Here is a 22,872-nt window from a genome sequence, read left to right as displayed (position 1 = left end):
ATCCCTGTAGGAGCTGCCGAAGGCTGCGATCTTTTGATCTTGCGTTCAAAGACCACCGTCAAAAGATCGCAGCCTTCGGCAGCTCCTACAGGGATGTGTGTCGGCAGATAGAGATGAGCCATTCCAGGATTTTGAGCATCAGTACCCGGTCATTTCCAGGTAGCCGTTGCCGCCATGACTACCACTGACGCGTACTGGGCCTTCCCAATAAGGAATGCGCAGGTCCATCCACGCGTTGGGGTTGAGCGCCGAGAGACTGATATCGAGGTGCTTGTCTGGAATGCTGATTGACCAGCGCACCGGCATCGCCCGGCCGGCGACTTTGACGGTGTCTTGCGGGACGAGTTTGATCTGCTCGCTGCGCAGCGTTTGCGTCTGGCCGTCGGCGCCGATCCAGGTGCCGGTCAGGTACGGCGCGCCCTCCTTCTGGCGCATGCGATAAAGCATCAGGTGTTCGCCGCTGTCCAGGTGCAGGGAGAACCAGTCCCAGCCAGTCTGGTTGGCGGTCAGCGGCTGACTGCTCCACTCGCGGTCGAGCCACGCCGGGCCGCTGACGGTGTAAGTCTTGCCATCGATTTGCAGCGTGCCGCTGGCCTGAAAAAACGGCTGACTGTAGTAATACGATGCCTGCCCTTGTTCGGATTTCTGGCTGAAACCGTTGTCGCCTTGCAGCACCAACGGACGGCTGGACGTGAGATGCAGTTGATAGGCGAAGGATCTATCGCGGGCGCTGAGTTGCAGGTCACTTAGGGGATCGACCGCCTGACTGCTGAACTGCCAATCATCGATCCACGCCTCGAACGGCGCCAAACGTACGCCGGCCTGACCGACGCCGCCCCTGGCATAACGCTCGGCGGAATGATGCGCGGTCGCCGAAGTCACCGCGGCATGCCCCAGCCAGATCGTTTGACTCCCCCACCCGGCCTGCTCCGGCAACGGTTTGAGGGCGCTGCGAAACAGCGTCCATTGCACGCCGAAATCGTTGCCCTGCTGATCCTTGAGATTGGCGGTGACGTACCACCACTCGATGCGAAACCCCTCATGGGCGCCGTGATCCGCCGGAAAGCTGAACACCCGACCCGGCACCACCGGGGTAAATGCCTGTGCCTGATCGCCCATTCCGGCGAAGCCCTTTTGCTCGGGCACTGACTGATCGCAGCCGCCGAGCAACAGCAGAACCATCAGCACAACGAAGTTAGTCCTCATGGGCAAACGTCCTCAGCAAATCCGCCGGTTGCGTACGGTACAGCGAATACAACGGCCACGCCGACGCCAGCAATGTGGCCAGCAACGCCAACCCCATCAGTTGCAAAAGCTGCCAAGGGAACACGCGCAACGGCAGACGCCAGCCAAACGCCTGCACGTTGATCACCGCATCCAGACACCACGCCAGCGCGATCCCCAGCGGCAACGCCAATACCAGCGTCAGCACCGCCAGCAGCCAGGTCTGACCAAGATTGAACAGCATCAATTGGCGTCGTGTCACGCCCAGCGCCCACAGCGGCGCGAGTTGGCCGAGACGGCTTTGGCTCTGGGTCAACAGGCTGATAAACAGCGCCACGCCCGCCACCGCCAGGGTCAGAGTGTTCAAAGCCGCCGTGGCGGCAAAGGTGCGTTCGAACACTTCAACCGACCAGCCCTTGAGCCGCGCCTGATCGACGATGCGGCTGTCATCCAGCTGAAAACGCGCCTGTAATGCACGCGAAAATGCCGCAATGTTTTGCGGATCGATGCGCAGATTGAAACGGTTTGGCGTCAACTGTGGCCAGCCGCGCAGCAGATGGTCGCTATTGACCAGCAAGTGGCCCTTGGGATTGCCGTAATCGGCATAAATGCCAACGATTCGCGGCGACCACGCGCCATTCGGAGCAGGTATCGTCAGGCGATCGCCGGCGCGTACCTGCAGGCGGCGGGCGAGTTGCTCGCTGAGCATCACCGCATCATCCGTCGCCAGATGCGCCCACGGATCACCGCCACTGGCATCGAGCAATGGCCAATGCTGACGATAATAAGGATGATCAATCACCCCGTAGACATCCGCCGGCCAGCCTTGCAATGTGATCGATACCTGCCAGTTGGGCAGCACCGCCGTCACCAGTGGCTGCTGTTTCAGCCAAGTGGACATCTCGCGGGCCTGGGCCGGGTTGCTCGGGTTGATGTAAAGCTCGGCGCTCAAGCGTTGTTCGAGCCAGTCGTTGAAGGTCTGGCGAAAACCGGCGGTCATGCTGCCGGCGCCGATGTTGGCCGCCAGCGCCAGAAGCAACGCCATCAGCGCCAGGCTCAGTGCCGGCAATTGTTGGCGGCAGTCGGCGAGAAACCATTGGCCGAGCACCGAACGACTGCGCCCGAGCAGTTGATTCAACACGCCACTCAACAGCACCGGCAAGGCCAGCGCGGCGCCGAGCAGCAACCCCGCCATCAGCACAAAACCGCTGGCCAGGCTGTCGCCCCAAATCAACGCCACCAGCGCAATCACGCCCAGCACCAAGGCCAGCCAGCCCTGACGCCGCAACCAGCGCGTGTATTGCTGATGCCAGGCTTGCGGATCCGCCACCGCCAGCAGTGGCAAACGGGCAGCGCGAAGCAGGCTGTTTGCCCCGGCCAGCAAGGCGCCGAGCAGGCTCAAACCGATCCCGCTGACCCACCACCAAGGGCTCAGGCGCAACTGCCCCGCCACTTCTGCGCCGTACAATCCGCGCAGGCTGGCGGCGACGTCCGGCAGCAGCACACTGGCCAGCCAATAACCGCTGATCACGCCGAACACTCCGCCGATCAGCGCCAGCGAACCCAATTCGAAAATCAGGCAACCCATCAACATCCGCGCACTGACCCCACAGGCACGCAATGTGCGCAGCAAGCCACGGCGTTGCTCCAGCGCCAGGCCGATGGCTGCATGCACGATGAATAAACCGACAACGAACGAGAGAAAACCCAAGGCATCCAGATTGAGATGAAAGCTCTCGGTCAGGCGCGCGAGATTGTTTTCCTCGCCACTGCTTTTGAGCTGCAACTGGCCTGTGAGCGCGGCCGGCAACTCACCGTGAAAATCCTTGGGCAGCAACAAACGCGAGAGTTGTCCGGGTTGTTCGAGCAGGGTTTGCGCGACGCCGATGTCGACCAACAACACGCCCGGCGCCATGTCCTTTTGTGCCAGCAACGGCGGCAACGTCTGGCCACTGACCGTTTGCGGCGTAGCACCTTCGCTCAGGTTCAGGGCCCGCAAGGTTTCCGGGGAAATCCACGTACTGCCCGGCGGCGTGAAGAATTCGACGACACGCTCGATCGGCATCGCCTGCCCTGCCACAGCGGAATCGGCTGGCAGCGACACCGGTTCGATGCCCATCAGTTGCAGGCGTTGATTGTCGTGATCCTTGAGGATCAAGCGCCCCTGCAACAGCGGCGACACCGGCCAGCCCTGGCGCCGCAGGTCGATGAACCATTGCTGGGGGAACGTCGCACCGTTCGGCGTACTGAGGCTGGCCTGCGGTTCGCCGCCGATCAATTGGCTGGCGCGAGCGTAGCTGTCGCGAGCCTGACTGTTCAGCGCCTCGACGCCAGTCAACAGGCTGGTAGCCAGCCACAACCCGGTCAGCACACTGAAAAACTGCACCGGATGCCGCCGCCAATGGCTGAGCAGCGCACGCAGGGTTTGCCGGAAAACGATCACGTCAGACGTCCGCTGGACAGCACCACCCGCTGCGACAACCGCGCCGCCACACGAGGGCTGTGAGTGACCATCAGCAAGGTCGTCGGCGTGTCGTCGAGCAGCTCCAGCAACAATCGCAGCACTTCGTCGCTGGTCGCTTCATCGAGGCTGCCGGTGGGTTCGTCGGCCAACAGCAGTTTCGGCTGCGAGGCCAGCGCCCGACCCAACGCGACGCGCTGCTGCTGACCGCCCGAGAGCTGCTCGGGATAGCGCTTGAGCAAATCGCCTAGGCCCAGACGTTGCACCAGATGCGCTTGCCAACGCGGATCGTGACGCCCGGCCAGGCGCGCCTGAAACGCCAGATTGTCTTCGACGCGCAAGCTGCCGATCAGGTTGAACTGCTGGAACACCAGACCGATTTCCGTGCGTCGCCAGTTGGCCAGTTGCGCTTCGTTCATGCTCTCGAGCCGATGCTCGCCGCTGTGAATACTGCCGCTGTCGACCTTGTCGAGACCGGCGATCAAGTGCAGCAAGGTGCTTTTGCCACTGCCGGATTCGCCCATCAACGCCAGGCTGCTGCCGGGTTCCAGCGTCAGGTCGACGCCTTGCAGCACGGGTAACGGGCCTTGGGGGGTGGCGTAGTTTTTGAAGACGTTGCGAACCTCAAGCATGGGCAAACCTGATCGATGGACGTGAGCCAAGGATAGCGGTGCTGAATGGTTTTTGTCCGCGGATGATCATCGCCGTGCCTTCGCTGCGCCCTACCCTCAAACCCTGATCCAGCCATAACGATAATAATTGGAGAATCCATGCCCCGTTTTACTTTGAGCCCCCGTGGCCTGCTGGCCTGCCTGATCACCGCATGCCTGAGTCAAACAGTCATCGCCGCCGACGCAGCCGTTGCCGCCAGCGCCCAGACGTCCGCCAGCAACGCCGCCGTCCTGCAACAATTGCCGTTCAGTGATCGCACCGACTTCGAATCGGTCAGCAAAGGCCTGATCGCGCCGTTCAAGGGCCAGGTCAAGGACGCCGCCGGCAAGGTCATCTGGGATGTGCAGGCCTACGACTTCCTCGCCAAGGATCAGGCCCCGGAATCGGTCAATCCGAGCCTGTGGCGGCTCGCTCAACTCAGCGCCCATGCCGGCCTGTTCGAAGTCAGCCCCAAGCTGTATCAGGTGCGCGGCCTCGATCTGGCCAACATGACCATCATTGAAGGCGACGCCGGGTTGATCATCATCGACCCGCTAACCATGGCCGAAACCGCCAAGGCTGCGCTGGACCTGTACTACGCGAACCGTCCGCACAAACCGGTGGTCGCGGTGGTCTATAGCCACACTCACGCCGACCATTTCGGCGGCGTGCGCGGCGTGATCGACGAGGCCGATGTCAAGGCCGGCAAGGTCAAGGTGTTCGCCCCGGCCGGGTTCATGGAACACGTGATGAGCGAGAACGTTTACGCCGGCAACGCCATGAGCCGCCGCGCGCAGTACCAGTTCGGCAGTTTGCTGCCGCGCGGTGAACAGGGTCAGGTCGACGCCGGCCTGGGCAAGAGCACGCCCAGTGGCGGCACTATCACGCTGATTCCACCCACCGACCTGATCACCAAGGAACTGGAAACCCGCACCATCGCCGGTGTGCAGGTCGAGTTTCAACTCACGCCGGGCACCGAAGCCCCGGCCGAGATGAACCTCTATCTGCCCGAGCTCAAAGCCCTGTGCATGGCAGAAAACGCCACGCAAATGATGCACAACGTGCTCACGCCGCGTGGCGCCCAGGTACGCGACGCCAAGGCGTGGTCACAATATCTGGACGCCAGCCTGGTGCGCTACGGCGACAAGGCCGACGTGCTGTTCGCCCAGCACAACTGGCCGACCTGGGGTGGCGAGCGGATTCGCACGCTCCTCGCCGACCAGCGCGACATGTACGCGTTCCTCAACGACCGCACGCTGCACCTGCTCAACAAGGGCCTGACACCGCTGGAAATCGCCGATGCGGTCAAGAAGCTGCCGGGCTCGCTGGACCAGAAGTGGTACACCCGCAGCTATTACGGCTCGCTGAGTTTCAACGTCCGCGCGGTGTATCAGCGCTACATGGGTTTCTATGACGGCAACCCGGCCAACCTCAATCCGCTGCCGCCGGTGGACACCGCCAAACGCACGGTCGAGGCCATGGGCGGTGGCGCTGCGGTGCTGGAGAAAATGTGCAAAGCCATGGCCAGCGGTGACTATCGCTGGGCTGCGCAGTTGGGTAATCAGTTGTTGTTCGCCGAGCCGGACAACGTCGACGCGAAAAAGGCCCAGGCCGAGACACTGGAGCAAATGGGTTATCAAAGTGAAAACGCCACCTGGCGCAACATGTACCTGACCGGCGCGATGGAGCTGCGCAATGGTGTGCCACCGCACGCCGGGACTTCGGTGTCGATAGACATGGTGCGGGCGATGAGCCCGGAAATGTTCTTTGATTATCTGGCGGTGCGCCTGGACAGTGACAAGGCGGTCGGCCATGACCTGACGCTGAACTGGACATTCGAGGATCAGCACAAGGACTTCAATCTGACCTTGCGCAATGGCGTCCTCACCCACCGCGCCGGGCTCAATCCGGCGGCAGATGCCAGTGTCAGCCTGAGCAAGGACACGCTGGAGCAGATCAGCCTCAAGCAACTGGACTTCCCGACGGCGATGCAAAAAGGCTTGATCAAGTTGCAGGGTAACGGCAAGAAACTGGGTGAGTTGATGGGCAGCCTGGATACGTTCGGGCCGCAGTTCAACATCGTCACGCCGTAACCGCGTCGCCCTCTTCGCGAGCAGGCTCGCTCCCACATTGAAACCGCGCCCCCGGCTAAATGTGAGAGCGAACCGACAAAAAAAACGATCAACGCCGAAGTTACAACGGATTGAGCCGGAACTGCTTCGGCGTGATGCCGAACTGTTTGCGGAACGCGCGGATGAAGTTGCTCGGCTGGCGGTAACCGAGGCGCGCGGCGATGCGCTCGATCGGTTGATCGCCGGCTGTCAGCCAGTGGCGGGCCATTTGCAGACTGTCGTTACGGCTGGGGGCGGATGATTCAGCCTGCCAGTGACGGAGCATGCTCTGATGCAGGAAAGCATTGGCGCCCAGCAGCGTATCGTCAAGACTTGCACGGCGCAGCGTCAGGCGCGGATGCTCGCCCTGCTCAACATTAATGCCGGCGCCGCGTAGCCAGTTTCCGGCCGCTTGTGGCGGGCACAGACTGACGCTGACAAACACTTCCTCGGGCGCCTTGCCCAGTCGCCCGGCGATATTGCGCACCAAAGTGAGCGTTGCAGCATCAAGGCCGAAGTGATGCGCATGGCCCAGCACCGGGCGCAAATGCAAATGAGCGAAAAGGCCGATCTCCTGCAGTTCGACAGCCACGTAATTGGCCACTCGCGGGACGAACATCACGAAGCATTCAAGGCTGGCGCGCAGGGTGGGCGCGGAGTCGAGCAGAATGTTCAAGCCTTGCAGGCAAGTAGTCGCCATTGAGTTGACCAGCTCGCAGCCGAACGTCGGGGCGACACCGGCCTGTTCGCATTCAAGCCACAGTTGCTCGACCGCGTGTGCGGGAATCTGCCGAGCTTGATCCTGCAGTGCCGCGTGGCTGATTCCGGCGCGCGCCAGCAAGGTCTGCGGGCACAGACCGGACTGCTCGGCGTGGCCGAGAATGGTCCGGGTGAAGGCGCTGGAGGCGAACAGGAGGTGGGACATGGCGACGGCTACCAAGAGACAGGCGTGTACTTATGCCAGCCAACGTGATATCGATCCAATGCATTAAAAGTATCCGCAGAATGCAGGAGACGCATGATGGATTTGCGACAGCTTCGCCACTTGGTCGCCCTCGCTGACTACCGCAACTTTGGCCGCGCGGCCGAGGCCATCAACCTCAGTCAACCGGCGTTCAGCCGCAGTATCCAGACGCTGGAGCGCGATCTGGACTGTGAACTGGTCGAGCGCAGCAGCCGAGAATTTCGTCTCACTGGTCAGGGTGAACTGGTGTTGCAACATGCTCGGCGCCTGCTCGCCGGCAGTCAGGCATTGCACAACGAACTGACGCAATACAACGGCCTCACCAGCGGTGAGTTGCAATTCGGTTGTGGCCCTTATCCGGCGCAAGTGTTAGTGCCGGAAGCGCTGGCGCAATTCATCCAGGCGCACCCAGCGATCCGCACGCGTTTTCATCAGGGCGACTGGCAGCAATTGTCGTTGTGGTTGCGTGAGCAGCAGATCGAATTTCTGGTGGCGGATGCGCGTTATTTCGTTGGCGATCCGCAGTACCACGTGCAACTGCTGCGTACCCGACCGGGGCGGTTTTTCTGCCGCGCGGGTCACCCGCTCGCCAGTCAGCCTGACTTGAAGCTGCGTGCCCTGCTCGACTACCCGGTGGTGGGCACACGCATTCCGCCGATGATCCGCAAAATCCTTGCCGATGTATTGGGCGAACCCGATTTCACCCCCAGCGTCGAATGCGCCCAGTTCGACGCGATCCAGCGCGTGGTGCTGCGCTCCGACGCAGTGGGCCTGGCGACGCTGGAGGCACTGCGTGAGCAGGTCGATCAAGGCGTGATCCACTTGCTCGAATTCATCGACATACCCCACGACGATCCGGCTCTGCAACTGAGCTACGGCATCGTCACCCGCGCCGGCTATTCCATGACCCCGGCGGCGCGGGCGATGGTGGAAGCGATTCTGACCGTCGATCAACGCCTGCTCGCGGCCAACCACTGAGCCTTGTAGGAGCTGCCGAAGGCTGCGATCTTTTGATTGTGATATTTACAAGCAAGATCAAAAGATCGCAGCCTTCGGCAGCTCCTACAGGTGACCGTATTTATTCAGTTGGAATGCGATCAAATGTAGGAGTGAGCCGAAGGCTGCGATCTTTTGATTGTGATATTTACAAGCAAGATCAAAAGATCGCAGCCTTCGGCAGCTCCTACAGGTGACCGTATTTATCCAGTTGGAATGCGTTCAAATGTAGGAGTGAGCCGTGTTCCGAAACAAGCGGTGAGCCCTATATGACAAAAATCGATCAGCCATCCGCCAACGCTTTTTACGCACCGAGCCTGTTGCCGGCCATCGAAGAATTGCTTGCGCGCGGTATCGCGCAAGACGCCATCGAGGCGCAGTTTCACCGCAGTCTGTTCGATTTGCGCACGCCCTTCATGCGCATTCCGCTGGTGCTGTCGCGGCGGTTCTGGGTGTTTGCCATCGAGCAGACCGGCGATCCGCTGATCGGTCTGGCGGCGGGCCGGCGCTTTGTTTCTACGGCCACCAATGGCCTGACGTATCTGTTCGATGTCGCGGTGTCGCTGCAAAGTGCCTGCGATTATTTCGAGCGGTTCTTCCCTTTCTTCAACGGCCATTACCGCGCGCAGATCGTCCGCGACGGCGATGCTGTCGAACTGCGTTTGCTGGATGCCGGCAGCTTGCGAGCGTGTGCCGCGACGGCCGATTACATCCTTATCAGCCTGTGCAGCATGTTGCGGCGCAAGTTGCTCGCCAGTGGTCTTGGGCGTGATCCGGTGTCGAGTGTGGCGCTGGTTTCGGCCAGCAGTGCAGAACATGAGCGCGCCTTCCGTGCGCCCGTGCAGGGTGGGCAGGCGTATCCGGCGATTCGCCTGGATCCGCAGTTGTTTGTGGCGCCGTTGACGCCAGGCAATCAGTCGCTCGAACAAACGCTGGTGGAATTGCTGGAGCAGACCCGCCGCAACAGCGAGTCGACCTTGCTGGAGCAGCTCAGCGACTATTTGATTGCAGACCTGGCAGCGGCCGACTGGAAGCAGTTTTGTGCCGCCCGGCATTTGATCGAACGCACAGCGGCTCGGCGGTTGAAGGCGTTGGGCTGGCGTTTTTCCGAGTTACTGGACGAGTATCGGCGCTACCGGGCCGAGGATCTGTTGCAGGCAGGTGAGCTGGAGTTGGTCGAGGTCTCTGATCGTTTGGGCTATAGCGATGTGCAGAGTTTTAACCGCGCATGTTTGAGGTGGTTGGGGTGTGCGCCGGGGGTGTATCGGGCGCAGTGGCAAGTCTGAACAGCAAGATCAAAAGATCGCAGCCTGCGGCAGCTCCTACAGTGGATCGCGTTTTTAATGTAGGAGCTGCCGCAGGCTGCGATCTTTCAGGGCTGCCCCGCCGCCACACTCGCCGGCGCCTGGGTCGGCGTCACGATGCTGCCCAGATCAATATGCTTCCACTCAGGCTTGGCCCCCAACCGCGCATTGAAGCGATAGTTGAAGGTGAATTCATCCACCGTTGGTACCGACAGCGGCTTGCCGTACGCCGACTCGATCGCCGCCAGGTCATACCCCATCAACTGCAACAGCGTCGGGAAAATGTTGTAGTGACTGGAGCGATCCTTGTTCGCCGCCAACTGCGCCGACCAGTCGAGCGTTTTCAGATCGCGGCCCTGAATCACCACCAGCGGCACCAGGCCCTCCTCCTCCACCGGATCCCCGCCGCAGTGGGTGTTAAGCCCCGGGTTACCGCGTTCGTGCAGATCCTGCCCGTGATCGGAGGTATAGATCAGCAGTGCATTGTTCAGATTGCCCTTGGCCAACACCCGCGCAAAAAACTCGCCGACGTTCCATAAAACCGTGTTTTTGTAGGCGTTGCGATACAGCACCCAGTCATCCACCTGACCATTGAAACCATTGCGTTCACCGGTATCGGCGACTTCCGTGAACTGCCCGCGCGGCAAGGTCGGGCGGTAAGCCATGAAGGCATCCGGGTATTTGTCGTGCACCGGGAAATGCGCGCCGACCTTGTTGATCAGGATCAGCTCGGGCTTGTCGTCGTTGAGCAGTTCGATCAGCTTCGCCGCCGCGGCCATGTCTCGGTCGCGCACGCTGGTGCGGTCGAATTGGACAAACTCGTCGATGTCCTTTTTCTCGGCGTCGTTCATCAGGTTCTGCAGATTGCCGCCAGTACGCTGGGCGTCGATGTACACCGTGCGCATTCCAGCCTTTTTCGCGTACTGCCAGATCGACGGCAGCGTGCTGTTGATGCGCATGTAGTCGGCGCGGGTGCCACCGTAGCGCAGGGTGATGTTGGTGTCGGCGCTGCAATTGGCGATGGAGGCGGCATAGCCGTAATTGAAAATGTCGACGCCTGCGTGCGGCTGTTTGAGGTTGCTGTGCACGCCAAATGGCGCGTTGATATCCAGATAATTGCCGGAGATGCTCTCGTCGATGATCAGCACGATGTCATGCCCCACCGCCTGCGAAGTGCGCGCCAGCGTGACCGGTTCACGTGGGCCCACCGTGTTATGAAGCGCCTCATAGGCAAACAGGTTCAGATAGGCCAACGGCGTGTACATGATCGGCAAACCGCGGGCACCCTCGCCTGCGCGCAAAAACAGCACCGCGCTGAGCAGCAACACGCCACACAACGGCGCCGCCACGCGCAACGTGTTCGGTACGATGAGCGAATGGCGCGGTTTGAGACCTATGGCAAACAACAGCAGCAGGCCACTGAGCGCACCGCGAATGATTGCGTCACGGTACTGGTACGCCGCTTCCTGAATGAAGCCGCCGGAATACACCAGCGAGACGAAATTGCTGTAGCTCAGGTAATCCGCGGTGACCCGGGTATAGATGTCGAAAAACACCGCCGAAACAAACATCGCCAATGCGAATAAATGGCGAACGAGTGTTTGTCTTATATACGCCGTTAGATATAACGCCAAAGTGAGCGCCAAAAACATCGCGCCAAAAAGAAGTACAGAAAAACCGAGGCCGATAGCATTTAACCGCTCAATGTAATATTCGGAATAAAGGAGCAGATAAGTAATTAAAAGCAGTTCTTTGGCATATTTGAACATGGCGATTCCGCTGGTGCAAAAGGCAGAAAGTCAAAGGTTTGTCGGTCAAAACCTGACACTAGCACCCGGCCCTCAAAGCGCAAGAATTGACTGTTTTTTTTATAATGCGTCAAAAAAACGGTGACTCAAATCTGACACACGCCATGCGCTGAAAGCCTTTAAATTAAAGACTTACAACCGTCTATCGCTTATTTTAATTCTGAACAAATCTGCAAAAAATCAACAAATCCAATCGCAGCAATGACTTGATGGCCAATCGCCAAAAAGCGCTCAAGTGTTATACAGATGCAACATGTCATTTTGCTGACACGCTTTTCAAACCCTGCGCTATACCCCTTCTACGGTCTTCTCAAGAACTTCTTCTTTTCGCTCTATCGAGGGTGCGCAGATGGACGTGAGCGTATTTGGCACGGGCTATGTTGGACTTATACAAGCTGCCGCACTTGCAGATGTCGGACATCGGGTTTTATGCGTTGATATAGACCCGAAGAAGATTAAACAACTGCAACAAGCCGTGCCGCCCATCAGCGAACCAGGACTGTCCAGCGCACTTGAAGAAAACATCAAGGCTGGGCGTCTGCTGTTCAGCACCCAGGCCAGCGATGCGGTCGAACACGCCGAGCTGATTTTCATCGCGGTCGGCACCCCGGCCGATGAAGACGGCTCCGCTGACCTCAGCCACGTGCTCAACGTTGCCCGGCAGATCGCCGGTTTAATGGAGGCCGATCGTACCCTGATCATCAAATCCACGGTGCCGGTCGGGACCGCCGATCAAGTCCTCGCCACTTCCAACAGCGAATTGCTGCGCCGCGCCAGGACTGACCTGAAAGTGCGCGTGGTGTCCAACCCCGAATTCCTCAAGGAAGGTAGCGCTCTGGCCGATTGCATGCGCCCCGACCGGATTATCGTCGGCACCCGCGATGACGAGGCCCGCGAGCAGATGAGCGAGCTGTACGCACCGTTCTGCCGCAACCACGAAAAACTGATGTTCATGGACAACCGCAGCGCCGAGCTGACCAAATACGCGGCCAATGCGATGCTCGCCACGCGCATCAGCTTCATGAACGAGCTGGCCAACCTCACTGAATTGCTTGGCGCCGACATCGAATCAGTGCGCAAGGGCATCGGTTCCGACCCGCGCATCGGTTATCACTTTATCTATCCGGGCTGCGGCTTCGGTGGCTCGTGTTTTCCCAAGGATCTGCGCGCCCTGCTGCACACCGCCGAACACAACGGCATGCCGTTGAAACTGCTGCGCAGCGTCACCGACGTCAACGACAGTCAGCGGCACATCCTCTTCAGCAAACTGAAAGCGCAGTTCCCCCAGGGCCTGGCCGGCAAGTCCATCGCGATCTGGGGCCTGGCGTTCAAGCCAAACACTGACGACATGCGTGAAGCCCCCAGCCGTTACCTGATGGATGCGCTGTGGGCCGAAGGCGCGAGCGTGCAGGCCTACGACCCGGAAGCCATGTCCGAGTGCCGGCGCCTCTATGGTTACCGTAACGACTTGCACCTGTGCGCCACCCGCGACGACACGCTGGAAGATGCCGATGCACTGGTGATCTGCACCGAGTGGAAAAACTTCCGCGTGGTGGATTTTGAATGGCTGGCCAGCAAGTTGCGTTCGCGGGTGGTGATTGACGGTCGCAACCTCTACAACCCGGAACATCTGGCCGCCGCTGGCCTGCATTACAGCGGCATCGGCCTGCGCCACATCGCCCCCGAAGGGCTACGGCCATGAAAATTCTGGTCACAGGCGCGGCCGGCTTCATTGGTGCCCATTGCGTATTGCGGCTGATGCGCGACGGACACACAGTGGTCGGCCTGGATAATTTCAACGCCTATTACGATCCGCAGCTCAAGCACGATCGCGTGCAATGGGTGCGCGAGCAGGTCGGCGATTTCCAGCTCGCTACGGTTGACCTGGCCGATGCGTCGGCCATCGAAGCGCTGTTCGTCCGGGAATGTCCGCAAGTAGTCATCCACCTCGCGGCGCAGGCCGGGGTGCGTTATTCGCTGGAGAATCCGCGGGCGTATCTGGACAGCAATCTGCAGGGTTTCCTGAATATTCTGGAAAGCTGCCGGCAGCATCCGGTCGAGCACCTGATCTACGCCTCGTCGAGTTCAGTGTATGGCGCCAACCAGACCACGCCGTACTCGGTGAAGGACGGCGTCAATCATCCGCTGTCGCTGTACGCCGCGACCAAGAAAGCCAATGAGCTGATGGCCCACAGCTACAGCCACTTGTTTGGCATCCCCTGCACCGGGCTGCGCTTTTTCACCGTGTACGGGCCGTGGGGCCGGCCGGACATGTCGCCAATCCAGTTCGCCAAGGCGATCAGCGAGGGGCAACCGCTGAAGCTGTTCAACTATGGCGAGCATCAGCGCGATTTCACCTACATCGACGACATCATCGAAAGCATTGCCCGCCTCATCCCGCAACCGCCAAAAGCCAACCCCGAGTGGAACCGCGAGCAGCCCGACCCCGCCAGCAGCATGGCGCCGTGGCGGCTGTTCAACATCGGCGGCCAACATCCGGTGGAACTGAAAACCTACCTGGCGCTGATCGAAAAACACCTCGGTCAAAAAGCCTTGGTCGAGCTGCTGCCCTTGCAGCCGGGCGACGTACTCAACACCTGTGCCGAGGCCAGCGATCTGGCCCAGGCCACCGGTTTTCAGCCCCGGATAGAGCTGGATGAAGGACTTGGGCGCTTCATCGCCTGGTTCCGCGACTACTACCCAACTGCCTATCGCCCACGCGCCGCACGCGGCTGACCATCAGTGGAGGTCTTTATGACTGGACATGAAAAAACAATACCGATGCAGGAACTGCGCCGTGACAAGCGCATTGATCCCGAGCACCGCATGCGCCTCGATGCCGCGATTCATCGCCAGGGCCGCGGCTGGATGACTGGCCGTGACGGTGGCCGACCATGGCAGCTGTCGCGCACCAATCGAGTGGTCGCCTGCTTTGGCGCGCTGGTCATTCTGCTGGTGTTTTCGCCGCTGTTGATCGGTCTGGCGCTGGCCGTCAAGTTCACCAGTCCAGGGCCGGTGATGTTCGTGCAGAAACGCACCGGCTATCGCGGGCGCAAATTCGGCATGTACAAGTTCCGCACCATGGTCGCCAACGCCGAAGACCTCAAGGAATCGTTGCGCCACCTGAACAAACACGGTGTCGATGCCATTGATTTCAAGATCGACAAAGACCCACGGATCACCGGTATCGGCGGTTTCCTGCGCCGGACCAGCCTCGACGAACTGCCCAACCTGATCAATGTGATCAGCGGCGATATGCGCCTGGTCGGCCCGCGTCCGACCTCCTTCAACGCCTATCGCTACAAGGACAGTCACCTCGCACGCCTGAGCATCTACCCCGGCATGACCGGCGTGTGGCAGATCTCCGGGCGCAGCAATATCGACTTCGACCAGCGCGTTGAGTTGGACCTCAGCTATATCGCCGAGCAGAGCCTTTTGCTTGATCTGAAGATCCTGTTGAAAACCCCCTTCAAAGTATTCAGCGGCCACGGAGCAAGCTAATGGACGGTTCAACCAATAAAAGCCTGAGCATCGCCAACCCCAGCGAATCGAACCTGACATCGACCGTGCTGGATCTGGATCTGCGGATTCTGTTCCTGACCGCCGCCAACCCCGGCGCCGGCACCACCACCAGCGCGCTGGCACTGGCCAGTCAACTGGCACAAATGAGCAGCGGCCAGGTGCTGCTGGTCGACGCCAGCCAGTCGGCGAGCAACCTTACCCAGCAGATGAACCTGAGCAAGGAGCGCGGCCTGCGCGACCTGCTGTTCAACCCGGACAACCCGCCGCTGTTGCAGGACTGCGTCGTGCAGGTCTCGAGCCTGCCCTTCGATGTGCTGCCAAACGGCCGGCCGATCCGGACCATGGAACACCTGACCGCCGAACGCCTGAGCCCGTTGCTCGACCAGTTGGGCAGCCAGTACCGCTTCGTGGTGATCGACGGTGACGCGGTGTATTCCGCCGCCGACACGCTGGTGATCAGCACCCAGGTCGATGGCGTGGTGTTCGTGGTTCGCGCCGAAGACACCCGTTGGGAAGTCGCCCAGGCTGCCGTGCAACGGCTGACCCAGGCTGGGGCAAAAGTGGTCGGTAGCGTGTTCAACCGGCGCAAGTACTACATGCCCAAGTGGCTTTACAAAAACCTGTAAGCGAACGCAAAGGATGACGCCATGAACGCCAAAATGCTTGTCCTGCTGTTGCTGCCGCTTGCGGGCTGCTCCAGCAATACCGATACCCGCAACATGCCGGTGAATATCCTCACCGCCGCACCGGCCAACGCCCAGGCAACCGATATGCCGAGGGTCGAGCAGACCCTGCGCCCGAAAGACGTGCTGGATGTGATTTTCCACATCAGCACCAGCGGCTCGGACGCTTACCGCGTCCAGTCGGGTGACCAGATCGGCCTGAACTTCACCGCCGCCAGCCAGCTCAACGGCACGCAACTGGTGCTGCCCGACGGCACCATCGAACTGCCGGGCGCCAACACCTCGGTGAAAATCGCCGGGCTGACCAGCGAGGAAGCGCGCCAGGAAATCCAGCGGGTTTATCAACGCAAACAACTGTTCCAGCCCAACCGCAATCAGCTGAGCGTGCAAGTCCTCAGCCCGTTGAGCAACGAACAGAACCTCAAAAGTGCCCTCAACCACCCCGCCACCGGCATGAGCCGCGAGATCACCGTGGGGACTGACGGCTACGCGAGCTTCCCGGAAATCGGTGCCGTGCCAATGCAAGGCATGACCGTCAATCAACTGGAAGCCTTCCTCAACAAAAAATACGCGCAATTGCCAGGGCGGATGAGCGTCGATGTGCTGCTCAAATCCACGGCTGGCAACGAGATCTACGTCTTGGGCGAAGTGGCCCAGCCTGGCTCCTACCCGATCCGCCGTCCGGTCTCGGTGCTTGAAGCCCTGACCCTCGCCCGCGGCACCAACGTCAAGGCGCGCCTCGATTCGGTGGTGATCATGCGGCGCAATGGCAATCAGGTGCAGGCGATGAATTACGACGTCGAGAAGGCGTTGTCAGGCGAGGCTCCGCAGATCGCCTACCTGCAACCGGACGACATGCTCTACGTGCCAAAAACCAAGCTTGCCAGCGCCGGCGAACTCGCCCGCCAACTGGCCGACGTGGTGCTGTTCCAGGGCGTGGGGTTCAGCTTCGGCTACCGCGTCGACAACAAAGGCAGTGACAACTGACTCTCAGGTGAACGACATGAACCCAAAAGAAAATTACCTGCACGAGTTCTTCAGGATTTTCTTCGCCAACAAGCAACTGGTGAAGCGTGTCTTCCTGATCTTTGCAGTGATCGCGCTGGTGCTGCCGCTGTTGCTCAAACAGAGCTTCGATATCACCGCGCAGGTGATCGTGCAGTCGAAAAAACTCTCCCAGGGCGATGCGACCACCTCGCTGACCCAGGACAACGCCACGTTCATTCCGCCGTCGCTGGCGGACATGGAAACCGAAAGCAATATCCTGCGTTCGCCGGCGCTGATTCGTCAGACCATCAGCGAGCTGCGTGACAACGGCGAGTACACCCCAGCGCCAGGCATGTTCAGCAAGCTGCTCGGTGAACCGTTCAAACGCTACGTCAGCTCGCCGTTGCGCGAATACGTGGTCAACCCGCTGCGCAGCACGCTGGGCCTGGAAACCGATCCCGTGCGCGACACGGTACTCGACGGCTTGACGCAAGAAGCCATCGACAATCTGAAGATCGAAACCCTGCCGGGTTCCAATGTGATTTCGATTGTCTACAGCTTCCCGGATCCAGCCCAGGGCACGACGTTTGTCGCAGCTTTGCTGCAAAACTATCTGGTCAGCCGTCAGGCGCTGCAATCGATCGAACTGCCGCACTCGTTTTATGAAACCAAAAAGCATCAATACCAGGTGCGCCTCGACGGACTGGAAGGTGCTCGGCTGAGTTTGCTCGAAGGTGTCGGTTCGTCCGACCCGAAAGAGGAAATCACCTTTCGCCTCAATGCAATCAACACCGAGGAGCAGGCACTCAATCTGTACCGCGATCGCTTGCTGCAAAGCCAGCGCTGGCTCGATTACCTGAAAACCAGCCTGGCCGCTGCCAACACCAACAAACTCAACGACTACACCTTCCCGTTCACCTTCACCACCACGGTGGACAACATCGCGTTCGAAGACCGCGAGATCAGACAGATGGGCGAGGCGCTGACCACTCAGGTCAGCCGCTACATGAATGATCTGGCGGTGTTCCAGCCCGGTAGCGAGCCGATGTTGCTGACCCGCGAGCAAATTGCCCGCACTCGCCAGCAGTTCCTCAAAGTGGTCAATAACCGCATCCAGGAGCGCACGATCGATCTGTCGGTGGTCAGCCAGGTGATCGAGCAGAAAACCGCGCGCATTGCCGAGTTCAAGGAGCGTATCCACCAGTTGCAGCAAACCCAGAGCAAGCTGCGGCAGATGGACACCGAGATAGGCGCCCTGCACGCCGCGTTCTCGACCTACGCGCAACGCTTTGCCGAAAGCAGCACCACGCGCTCGCTGGACAACGACCTGTCCAACGCGCGGGTGTTGAGCCCGCCGTTCGAGCCGACTGAAGCAGCGTTCCCCAAACCCATGTTGATCATTCCGTTCGGCATGCTCACCGGCCTGCTGTTGGCGATCGCGTTCGTCTATGTGCGGGAGTTCTTTGATCATCGCTTCAAACATCCGGCGCAAATCAGCCATGAACTGGGGCTGCCGGTGCTGTTGGTGATCAACGAACAGGAAGCGCTGCCGGGCAATCCGCACAAGAGCTGGTCGGTGCCAAGCTTCGTGCACTGGGTGCGCAATTGAACATGTCGACCCCGCCGAACGCCGCCCTGCCGATCATTCATTTGCTCAGCAGCGGTGGCTTCTATGGCGCCGAGCGCATGTTGCTCGATCATTGCCTAGCGACGCCGGGACAGCATCAAGTGCTGTTCCTCGACGCGCCGCCGGAACTGATCGCGCGCTTTCGTGAGGGCGGGGTCGACGCGCAGGGTTGCACTGGCCTGGGCACCTTGCTGCGGCACTTGCGTCAACGCCGCAGCGAACGGCCGCTGATCAATACGCACAATTTCAAAGGGCTGTTATTCGGTTGGCTCGGCGCGACCCTGTTGCGCCTGCCGCTGGTCATCACCCAACACGGTTTCACCCCGCGCAGCCGCAAACAAAAGTTCTACACCTGGCTGAGCCTGCAACTGTGCCGCACCGCATCGGTTGATCGGGTGGTGTGCGTGGCTGAAAGCATCGCGGCCATCCACCGCCAGGCCAGCGTGCGGGCCGACAAGCTGCAAGTGATTCCCAACGGTTTGCCGGCTCACGCCGAGATGATTCCCAATGCTGATCGCCAGCGCTGGCTCGCCGGTTACGTCGGGCGCCTGAGCAGCGAGAAAGGCCCGGATCTGTTTCTCGACGCGCTGATTGCGCTGTGCCTGCAACACCCGCAACTGGACGCGGTGATGCTCGGCGATGGCCCGGAACACGAGGTGTTGCAGGCGCGTATTGATGCCGCCGGTTTACAGCAGCGCATTCGTTTGCCGGGTTATCAGACCGACATGCGCCGCTGGTGGCAGCAACTCGATGCGCTGGTGATCAGCTCGCGCACCGAGGGCACGCCGATGATTTTGCTGGAGGCCATGCAGGCCGGGGTGCCGGTGGTGGCCTTCGCGGTCGGCGGGATTCCCGATGTGCTGGAAGACCGGCATAACGGCCTGCTCGCCGCGCCCACCGACAGCGCAGCCCTCGCCCGCCAGCTCGAGACGTTGCTGATGCAACCGGGCCTGGCCCGGCAACTGCGCGACAACGCGAAACGCACGCAACAGGATCGCTACGACCTCAAGGCCTTGGCCGAACACTGGTCGCAGCTGTACATCCGCACCGCACGGGAGGCACGCGCATGATTTTCCCGCTCTCGATCGTCAGTCTGCTGGCACTGGTCTGCATGGCTTTGCTGGTCAGTCCTTATCCGTATCTGGCGCCGGGGGCAGTGCTGGGGCTGCTGGGTTTCACGGTGCTGTACCGCAAACCGTCCTGGGGCCTGCTTGGCATTGCCGCGCTGGTGCCGTTTGAAGGGTTCTTCAAGGACAGCATGTTTTCCGGGAGCAAATTCCTCGGGGCTTCGCTGGCGCTGATCCTGATGCTGCAACTGGCATTGCACCAGATTCCATCGCAGCGCCTGCGCAGCAATCTGTGGCGCTACCTGATCGGTTTCATGGCGCTGTACCTGCTGAGCCTGCTCGCCACCGACAACCTGGGCATGTCACAGAGTCATCTGCGTGAACTGAGCGTGGGCCTGATTCTGTTCGTGATCACTTTGTTGATCGGCCGCGAGCTGAACCTCGATCTGTTCGCCCGGCTGGTCACGCTCAGCGTCAGCGCCACCTGCGCCATGGCGATGTTTTCCAGCAGATTCCAGGACAAGGGCCGCGCCGCCGGCCTGCTCGATGACCCCAATGCCTTTGCTCTGCTGATCGCCTTCGCCGTGCCGCTGGGCCTGCTGCTGGTGATTCGCAGTCCGAACCTTTTGCAGCGTTTGTTCTGGGCTGGCTGCTGCCTTTTGCTGCTCGGCGGCATGACCAAAACGGAGTCGCGCTCAGGCTTGGTGGTACTGGCCTTGAGTCTGGCGATCGGTGTCTGGCATTACCGCCAGCACCTCACCCGCGTCCGTCCCCGGCATTTCGGCTTTGCCATGCTCGGCGCCGCCATCGTGCTGCCATTGGCGATTTATGCGATGCCTGCCGGTTATCTGGCACGCATCCAGTCGCTGAGTATCTTGAGCGCCGGGGCCAAGGCTCAGGACGAATCACTCGGCCGTCGCGCCTCCTACATTGTCGTCGGCAGCCAGATCATCCGCGAACATCCGCTGCTCGGCTCCGGCCCCGGGACCTTCCCGCTGCACTACGCGACCACCGGTTACGCCAAGGCATTCTCGGCCAACCGCAAGATCGGTGACCTGTATCGCCGGGCGCACAACACTTACCTGGAGATTTTCAGCGAACTGGGGATTCCGGCCGGCCTGCTGTTTGTCGGCATGCTCGTGCAGGGTTTCTACAACCTGATCCGCGCACGACGCGCGTGGCTGCAACGGCGCGAGTGGCAGCACGCGGACGTGGTGACTCATCTTGGAATGAGTTTTCTGTCATTGACGTTGTTTCTGATGTTTCTCAGCGCGCCGAACCTGAAATACCTGTGGATCATGCTTGCCCTGACCTGGGTGCTGCGCCTGAAAGCCGAGCAAGCACCGCTGACGGAGGTCAGGGCATGAGCCGGGTCAGCATCGTCATTCCGATGTACAACGAGGCACGGCACATCGGCCGCACCCTCCTGGCCGCTCGCAAAGCCGCGAACGCCGCTGACATCGACTGTGAACTGATTGTCGTCGACAACGGCTCTATTGATGACGGGCCACAGATCGCCCGCGCATTCGGCGCGCAGGTTCTGGTGTTGCCCGGCCTGCTGATCGGCGCTTTGCGCAATCGTGGCGCAACGGTTGCCAGTGGTGAATGGCTGGCGTTCATCGATGCCGACATTGAAATGCCCGAAGACTGGCTGAGCCAATTGTTCGCCCTCGAAGCAGACGCTCAGGGCGACATCTTCGGCCTGGACCTGCACACCCCCGCCGCCGCGCCGTGGTACGCGACCGCCTGGCAACGGCGCATGCTGCGGCCATCAGCGCACGCCAGCCGCACCGTGGACTGGCTGCCCAGCGCCAACCTGCTGATGCGCAAACGCTGGTTCGATGTCGTCGGCGGTTTCAACGAAACCCTGCGCACCGGCGAGGACAAGGAATACACCCTGCGCCTGAGCAAACAGGGCGCACGGCTGCTGTCGATCAATACCAGCATCGCCCTGCATTGGGGCTACGAAATGAATTGGCGCGAGTGGATGGGCAAGGAACTGTGGCGTCAGGGCAGTCACCTGCAGTTGCTGCGCACCCATGGCATGAGCCTGCGCCTGCTGCGTTTTCCGCTGCTGTCGCTGCTGGTCTGGGTGACGGATTTTCTCTTGATCGTTGCCTTGCTCGCCGGCCTCGCGCAGCTCGCGGTGATCCTGCTGGTGCTGACCCTGCTGCCGAGTCTGGTGCTCAGCGTGCGGCAGAGTATCAAGCACCACAACGTTCGCCTCACCTTGCAACTGTGGGGTCTGCACTGGTTACGCCTGCACCTGCCCAGCGCGGCACTTGTTCTCAGTCTGTGTCATTGGAACGCCAGGAGGCCTGCCCGTGGCTGAATTCATTTTCTGGATGTGCCTGCTGCTGCCGGTGTACGCCTACGTCGGTTATCCGCTGCTGCTGACCTTGCTGGCGCCGCTGTTCCCGGCTTGGCGCCATACGCCAGCGCCGCCTCTGAACATCAGCATCGTGATTGCCGCGCATAACGAGGCGTGGCACATCGAGCACAAGTTGCGCACGCTGCTGGCTCAGGATTATCAGCCGGCGACGCTGCAGATCATCCTCGCCAGCGACGGCTCGACGGATGACACCGTGGCCTGCGCGCACAAAGTGGTTGATCCGCGCATTACCGTGCTCGACCTGCCCCGCCAGGGCAAAGCCGCTACGCTGAATGCCGGCGCAGCGCTGAGTACCGGCGACATTCTGGTGTTCACCGATGCCGACAATCAATGGTCACGCGACACCCTCGGCCACTTGCTCGCGCCGCTGAGCGATCCGCAGGTCGGCGCGTGTGCAGGGCACATGGTGATTCCGGTCACCGGCGGGGGCCTGAGCGTCGGTGACAGCCTGTACCGGCACTACGAAGGCTGGCTGCGCCGCGTGGAGAATCGCACCGGTTGCATGGTTTCCGCCGATGGCGCCCTGCTCGCTCTGCGCCGCGAGTTGTTCCAGAACGTGCCGGCCGAGGTCAACGACGATTTCTTTATCAGCACCTGTGCTCCGGTGGCACGCAAACGCATCGTCTACGTGCCTGAAGCGCAAGTGATCGACCATGGCGTCGATGAGGCGGGCAAACAATTTCGCCGGCGTCAGCGCGTCACCGTTGGCGGCTTGCAAAGCCTGGCGCAACGCAGCGAGCTGCTCAATCCGTTCAAGCACGGCCTGTATTCGATCGCCTTGATCAGCCACAAATTGATCCGCCGACTGGCGCCGGTGCTGTTGCTGCCGTTGCTGCTGAGCAACTTCTGGCTGTGGCAAGAACACGGTTTTTATCGCTTGAGCCTGATCGCGCAGTTGATCGGCTACACGATCGCCATCGCCGGCCTGCTCGATTCGCAACACCGTTTGCCCAAACCATTCCGTCTGGCGGCGTTTTTGCTGGTCACCCTGGCGGGCATGAGCCTCGGCCTGTGGCAGTTTCTGCGCGGCCAGCGGTATGCCCAGTGGAATCCGGAACAGAACCGATAAAAAAGG

18 protein-coding genes are annotated in these 22,872 nt (G+C 60.7%); 13 read left to right on the top strand and 5 right to left on the bottom strand.

Features of this window, described 5'->3' with window-relative positions:
- Positions 1-138: 138 nt before the first annotated feature.
- Genes ICA16_RS23595 through ICA16_RS23585 form a run of 3 tightly spaced genes read right to left on the bottom strand, consistent with a single transcriptional unit; the run spans position 139 to position 4,317 of the window.
- On the bottom strand, positions 139-1,206 hold the full coding sequence (locus ICA16_RS23595; protein WP_210701767.1) for a lipocalin-like domain-containing protein: 1,068 nt from the start codon (positions 1,204-1,206) through the stop codon (positions 139-141).
- Entirely contained in the window at positions 1,196-3,667 is a 2,472-nt protein-coding gene (locus tag ICA16_RS23590; RefSeq protein ID WP_210701766.1) for an FtsX-like permease family protein, read from the bottom strand. Before ICA16_RS23590 ends, ICA16_RS23595 begins: the two co-directional genes overlap by 11 nt.
- A complete protein-coding gene (locus ICA16_RS23585; RefSeq protein ID WP_210701765.1) occupies positions 3,664-4,317 on the bottom strand; it encodes an ABC transporter ATP-binding protein in 654 nt (217 codons plus the stop codon). Before ICA16_RS23585 ends, ICA16_RS23590 begins: the two co-directional genes overlap by 4 nt.
- A gap of 138 nt (positions 4,318-4,455) precedes the next feature.
- On the opposite strand from ICA16_RS23585, the gene ICA16_RS23580 reads away from it, so the two are divergent.
- Entirely contained in the window at positions 4,456-6,429 is a 1,974-nt protein-coding gene (locus tag ICA16_RS23580; protein ID WP_210701764.1) for an alkyl/aryl-sulfatase, read from the top strand.
- A 100-nt stretch (positions 6,430-6,529) separates the two neighbouring features.
- Here ICA16_RS23580 and ICA16_RS23575 read toward each other — a convergent pair whose 3' ends face one another.
- Positions 6,530-7,372, bottom strand: a complete 843-nt coding sequence (locus tag ICA16_RS23575) for an AraC family transcriptional regulator (RefSeq protein WP_210701763.1) — start codon at positions 7,370-7,372, stop codon at positions 6,530-6,532.
- Positions 7,373-7,468: 96 nt separating this feature from the next.
- On the opposite strand from ICA16_RS23575, the gene ICA16_RS23570 reads away from it, so the two are divergent.
- Together ICA16_RS23570 and ICA16_RS23565 are read left to right on the top strand one after the other, a co-directional pair.
- Positions 7,469-8,389 carry a LysR family transcriptional regulator gene (locus ICA16_RS23570; protein WP_210701762.1) on the top strand — a complete coding sequence of 307 codons (921 nt, stop codon included), beginning with the start codon at positions 7,469-7,471 and terminating at the stop codon, positions 8,387-8,389.
- A 287-nt stretch (positions 8,390-8,676) separates the two neighbouring features.
- Positions 8,677-9,693 (top strand): helix-turn-helix domain-containing protein, encoded by a 1,017-nt coding sequence (locus ICA16_RS23565; RefSeq protein WP_210701761.1) that lies wholly within the window; start codon positions 8,677-8,679, stop codon positions 9,691-9,693.
- 86 nt (positions 9,694-9,779) lie between these two features.
- Here ICA16_RS23565 and ICA16_RS23560 read toward each other — a convergent pair whose 3' ends face one another.
- Positions 9,780-11,480, bottom strand: coding sequence for a sulfatase-like hydrolase/transferase (locus ICA16_RS23560; protein WP_210701760.1), 1,701 nt, complete (start codon positions 11,478-11,480; stop codon positions 9,780-9,782).
- Positions 11,481-11,868: 388 nt separating this feature from the next.
- Here ICA16_RS23560 and ICA16_RS23555 point away from each other — a divergent pair, with 388 nt between their 5' ends.
- Genes ICA16_RS23555 through ICA16_RS23510 form a run of 10 tightly spaced genes read left to right on the top strand, consistent with a single transcriptional unit; the run spans position 11,869 to position 22,866 of the window.
- Positions 11,869-13,221, top strand: a complete 1,353-nt coding sequence (locus ICA16_RS23555) for a UDP-glucose dehydrogenase family protein (RefSeq protein ID WP_150602267.1) — start codon at positions 11,869-11,871, stop codon at positions 13,219-13,221.
- A complete protein-coding gene (locus ICA16_RS23550) occupies positions 13,218-14,255 on the top strand; it encodes an NAD-dependent epimerase (RefSeq protein ID WP_210555548.1) in 1,038 nt (345 codons plus the stop codon). Before ICA16_RS23555 ends, ICA16_RS23550 begins: the two co-directional genes overlap by 4 nt.
- An 18-nt stretch (positions 14,256-14,273) precedes the next feature.
- Positions 14,274-15,020, top strand: a complete 747-nt coding sequence (locus ICA16_RS23545; RefSeq protein WP_150602269.1) for a sugar transferase — start codon at positions 14,274-14,276, stop codon at positions 15,018-15,020.
- On the top strand, positions 15,020-15,667 hold the full coding sequence (locus ICA16_RS23540; protein WP_150594859.1) for a CpsD/CapB family tyrosine-protein kinase: 648 nt from the start codon (positions 15,020-15,022) through the stop codon (positions 15,665-15,667). Before ICA16_RS23545 ends, ICA16_RS23540 begins: the two co-directional genes overlap by 1 nt.
- Positions 15,668-15,688: 21 nt before the next feature.
- A complete protein-coding gene (locus tag ICA16_RS23535; RefSeq protein ID WP_150616521.1) occupies positions 15,689-16,711 on the top strand; it encodes a polysaccharide biosynthesis/export family protein in 1,023 nt (340 codons plus the stop codon).
- A 16-nt stretch (positions 16,712-16,727) separates the two neighbouring features.
- A complete protein-coding gene (locus tag ICA16_RS23530) occupies positions 16,728-18,320 on the top strand; it encodes a GumC family protein (RefSeq protein ID WP_210701759.1) in 1,593 nt (530 codons plus the stop codon).
- Positions 18,321-18,322: 2 nt separating this feature from the next.
- Positions 18,323-19,408 (top strand): glycosyltransferase, encoded by a 1,086-nt coding sequence (locus ICA16_RS23525; RefSeq protein ID WP_210701758.1) that lies wholly within the window; start codon positions 18,323-18,325, stop codon positions 19,406-19,408.
- Positions 19,405-20,772, top strand: a complete 1,368-nt coding sequence (locus ICA16_RS23520) for an O-antigen ligase family protein (RefSeq protein WP_210701757.1) — start codon at positions 19,405-19,407, stop codon at positions 20,770-20,772. Before ICA16_RS23525 ends, ICA16_RS23520 begins: the two co-directional genes overlap by 4 nt.
- Complete coding sequence (locus ICA16_RS23515; protein WP_210701756.1) at positions 20,769-21,737, top strand: glycosyltransferase; 969 nt, start codon at positions 20,769-20,771, stop codon at positions 21,735-21,737. Before ICA16_RS23520 ends, ICA16_RS23515 begins: the two co-directional genes overlap by 4 nt.
- Positions 21,730-22,866 carry a glycosyltransferase gene (locus ICA16_RS23510; protein WP_210701755.1) on the top strand — a complete coding sequence of 379 codons (1,137 nt, stop codon included), beginning with the start codon at positions 21,730-21,732 and terminating at the stop codon, positions 22,864-22,866. Before ICA16_RS23515 ends, ICA16_RS23510 begins: the two co-directional genes overlap by 8 nt.
- Positions 22,867-22,872 lie beyond the last annotated feature (6 nt).

It is taken from the genome of Pseudomonas anatoliensis (assembly GCF_017976235.1).
In the GTDB taxonomy this organism is placed as follows: Bacteria; Pseudomonadota; Gammaproteobacteria; order Pseudomonadales; family Pseudomonadaceae; genus Aquipseudomonas; species Aquipseudomonas anatoliensis.
This window is presented reverse-complemented; position numbering and strand designations above follow the sequence as displayed.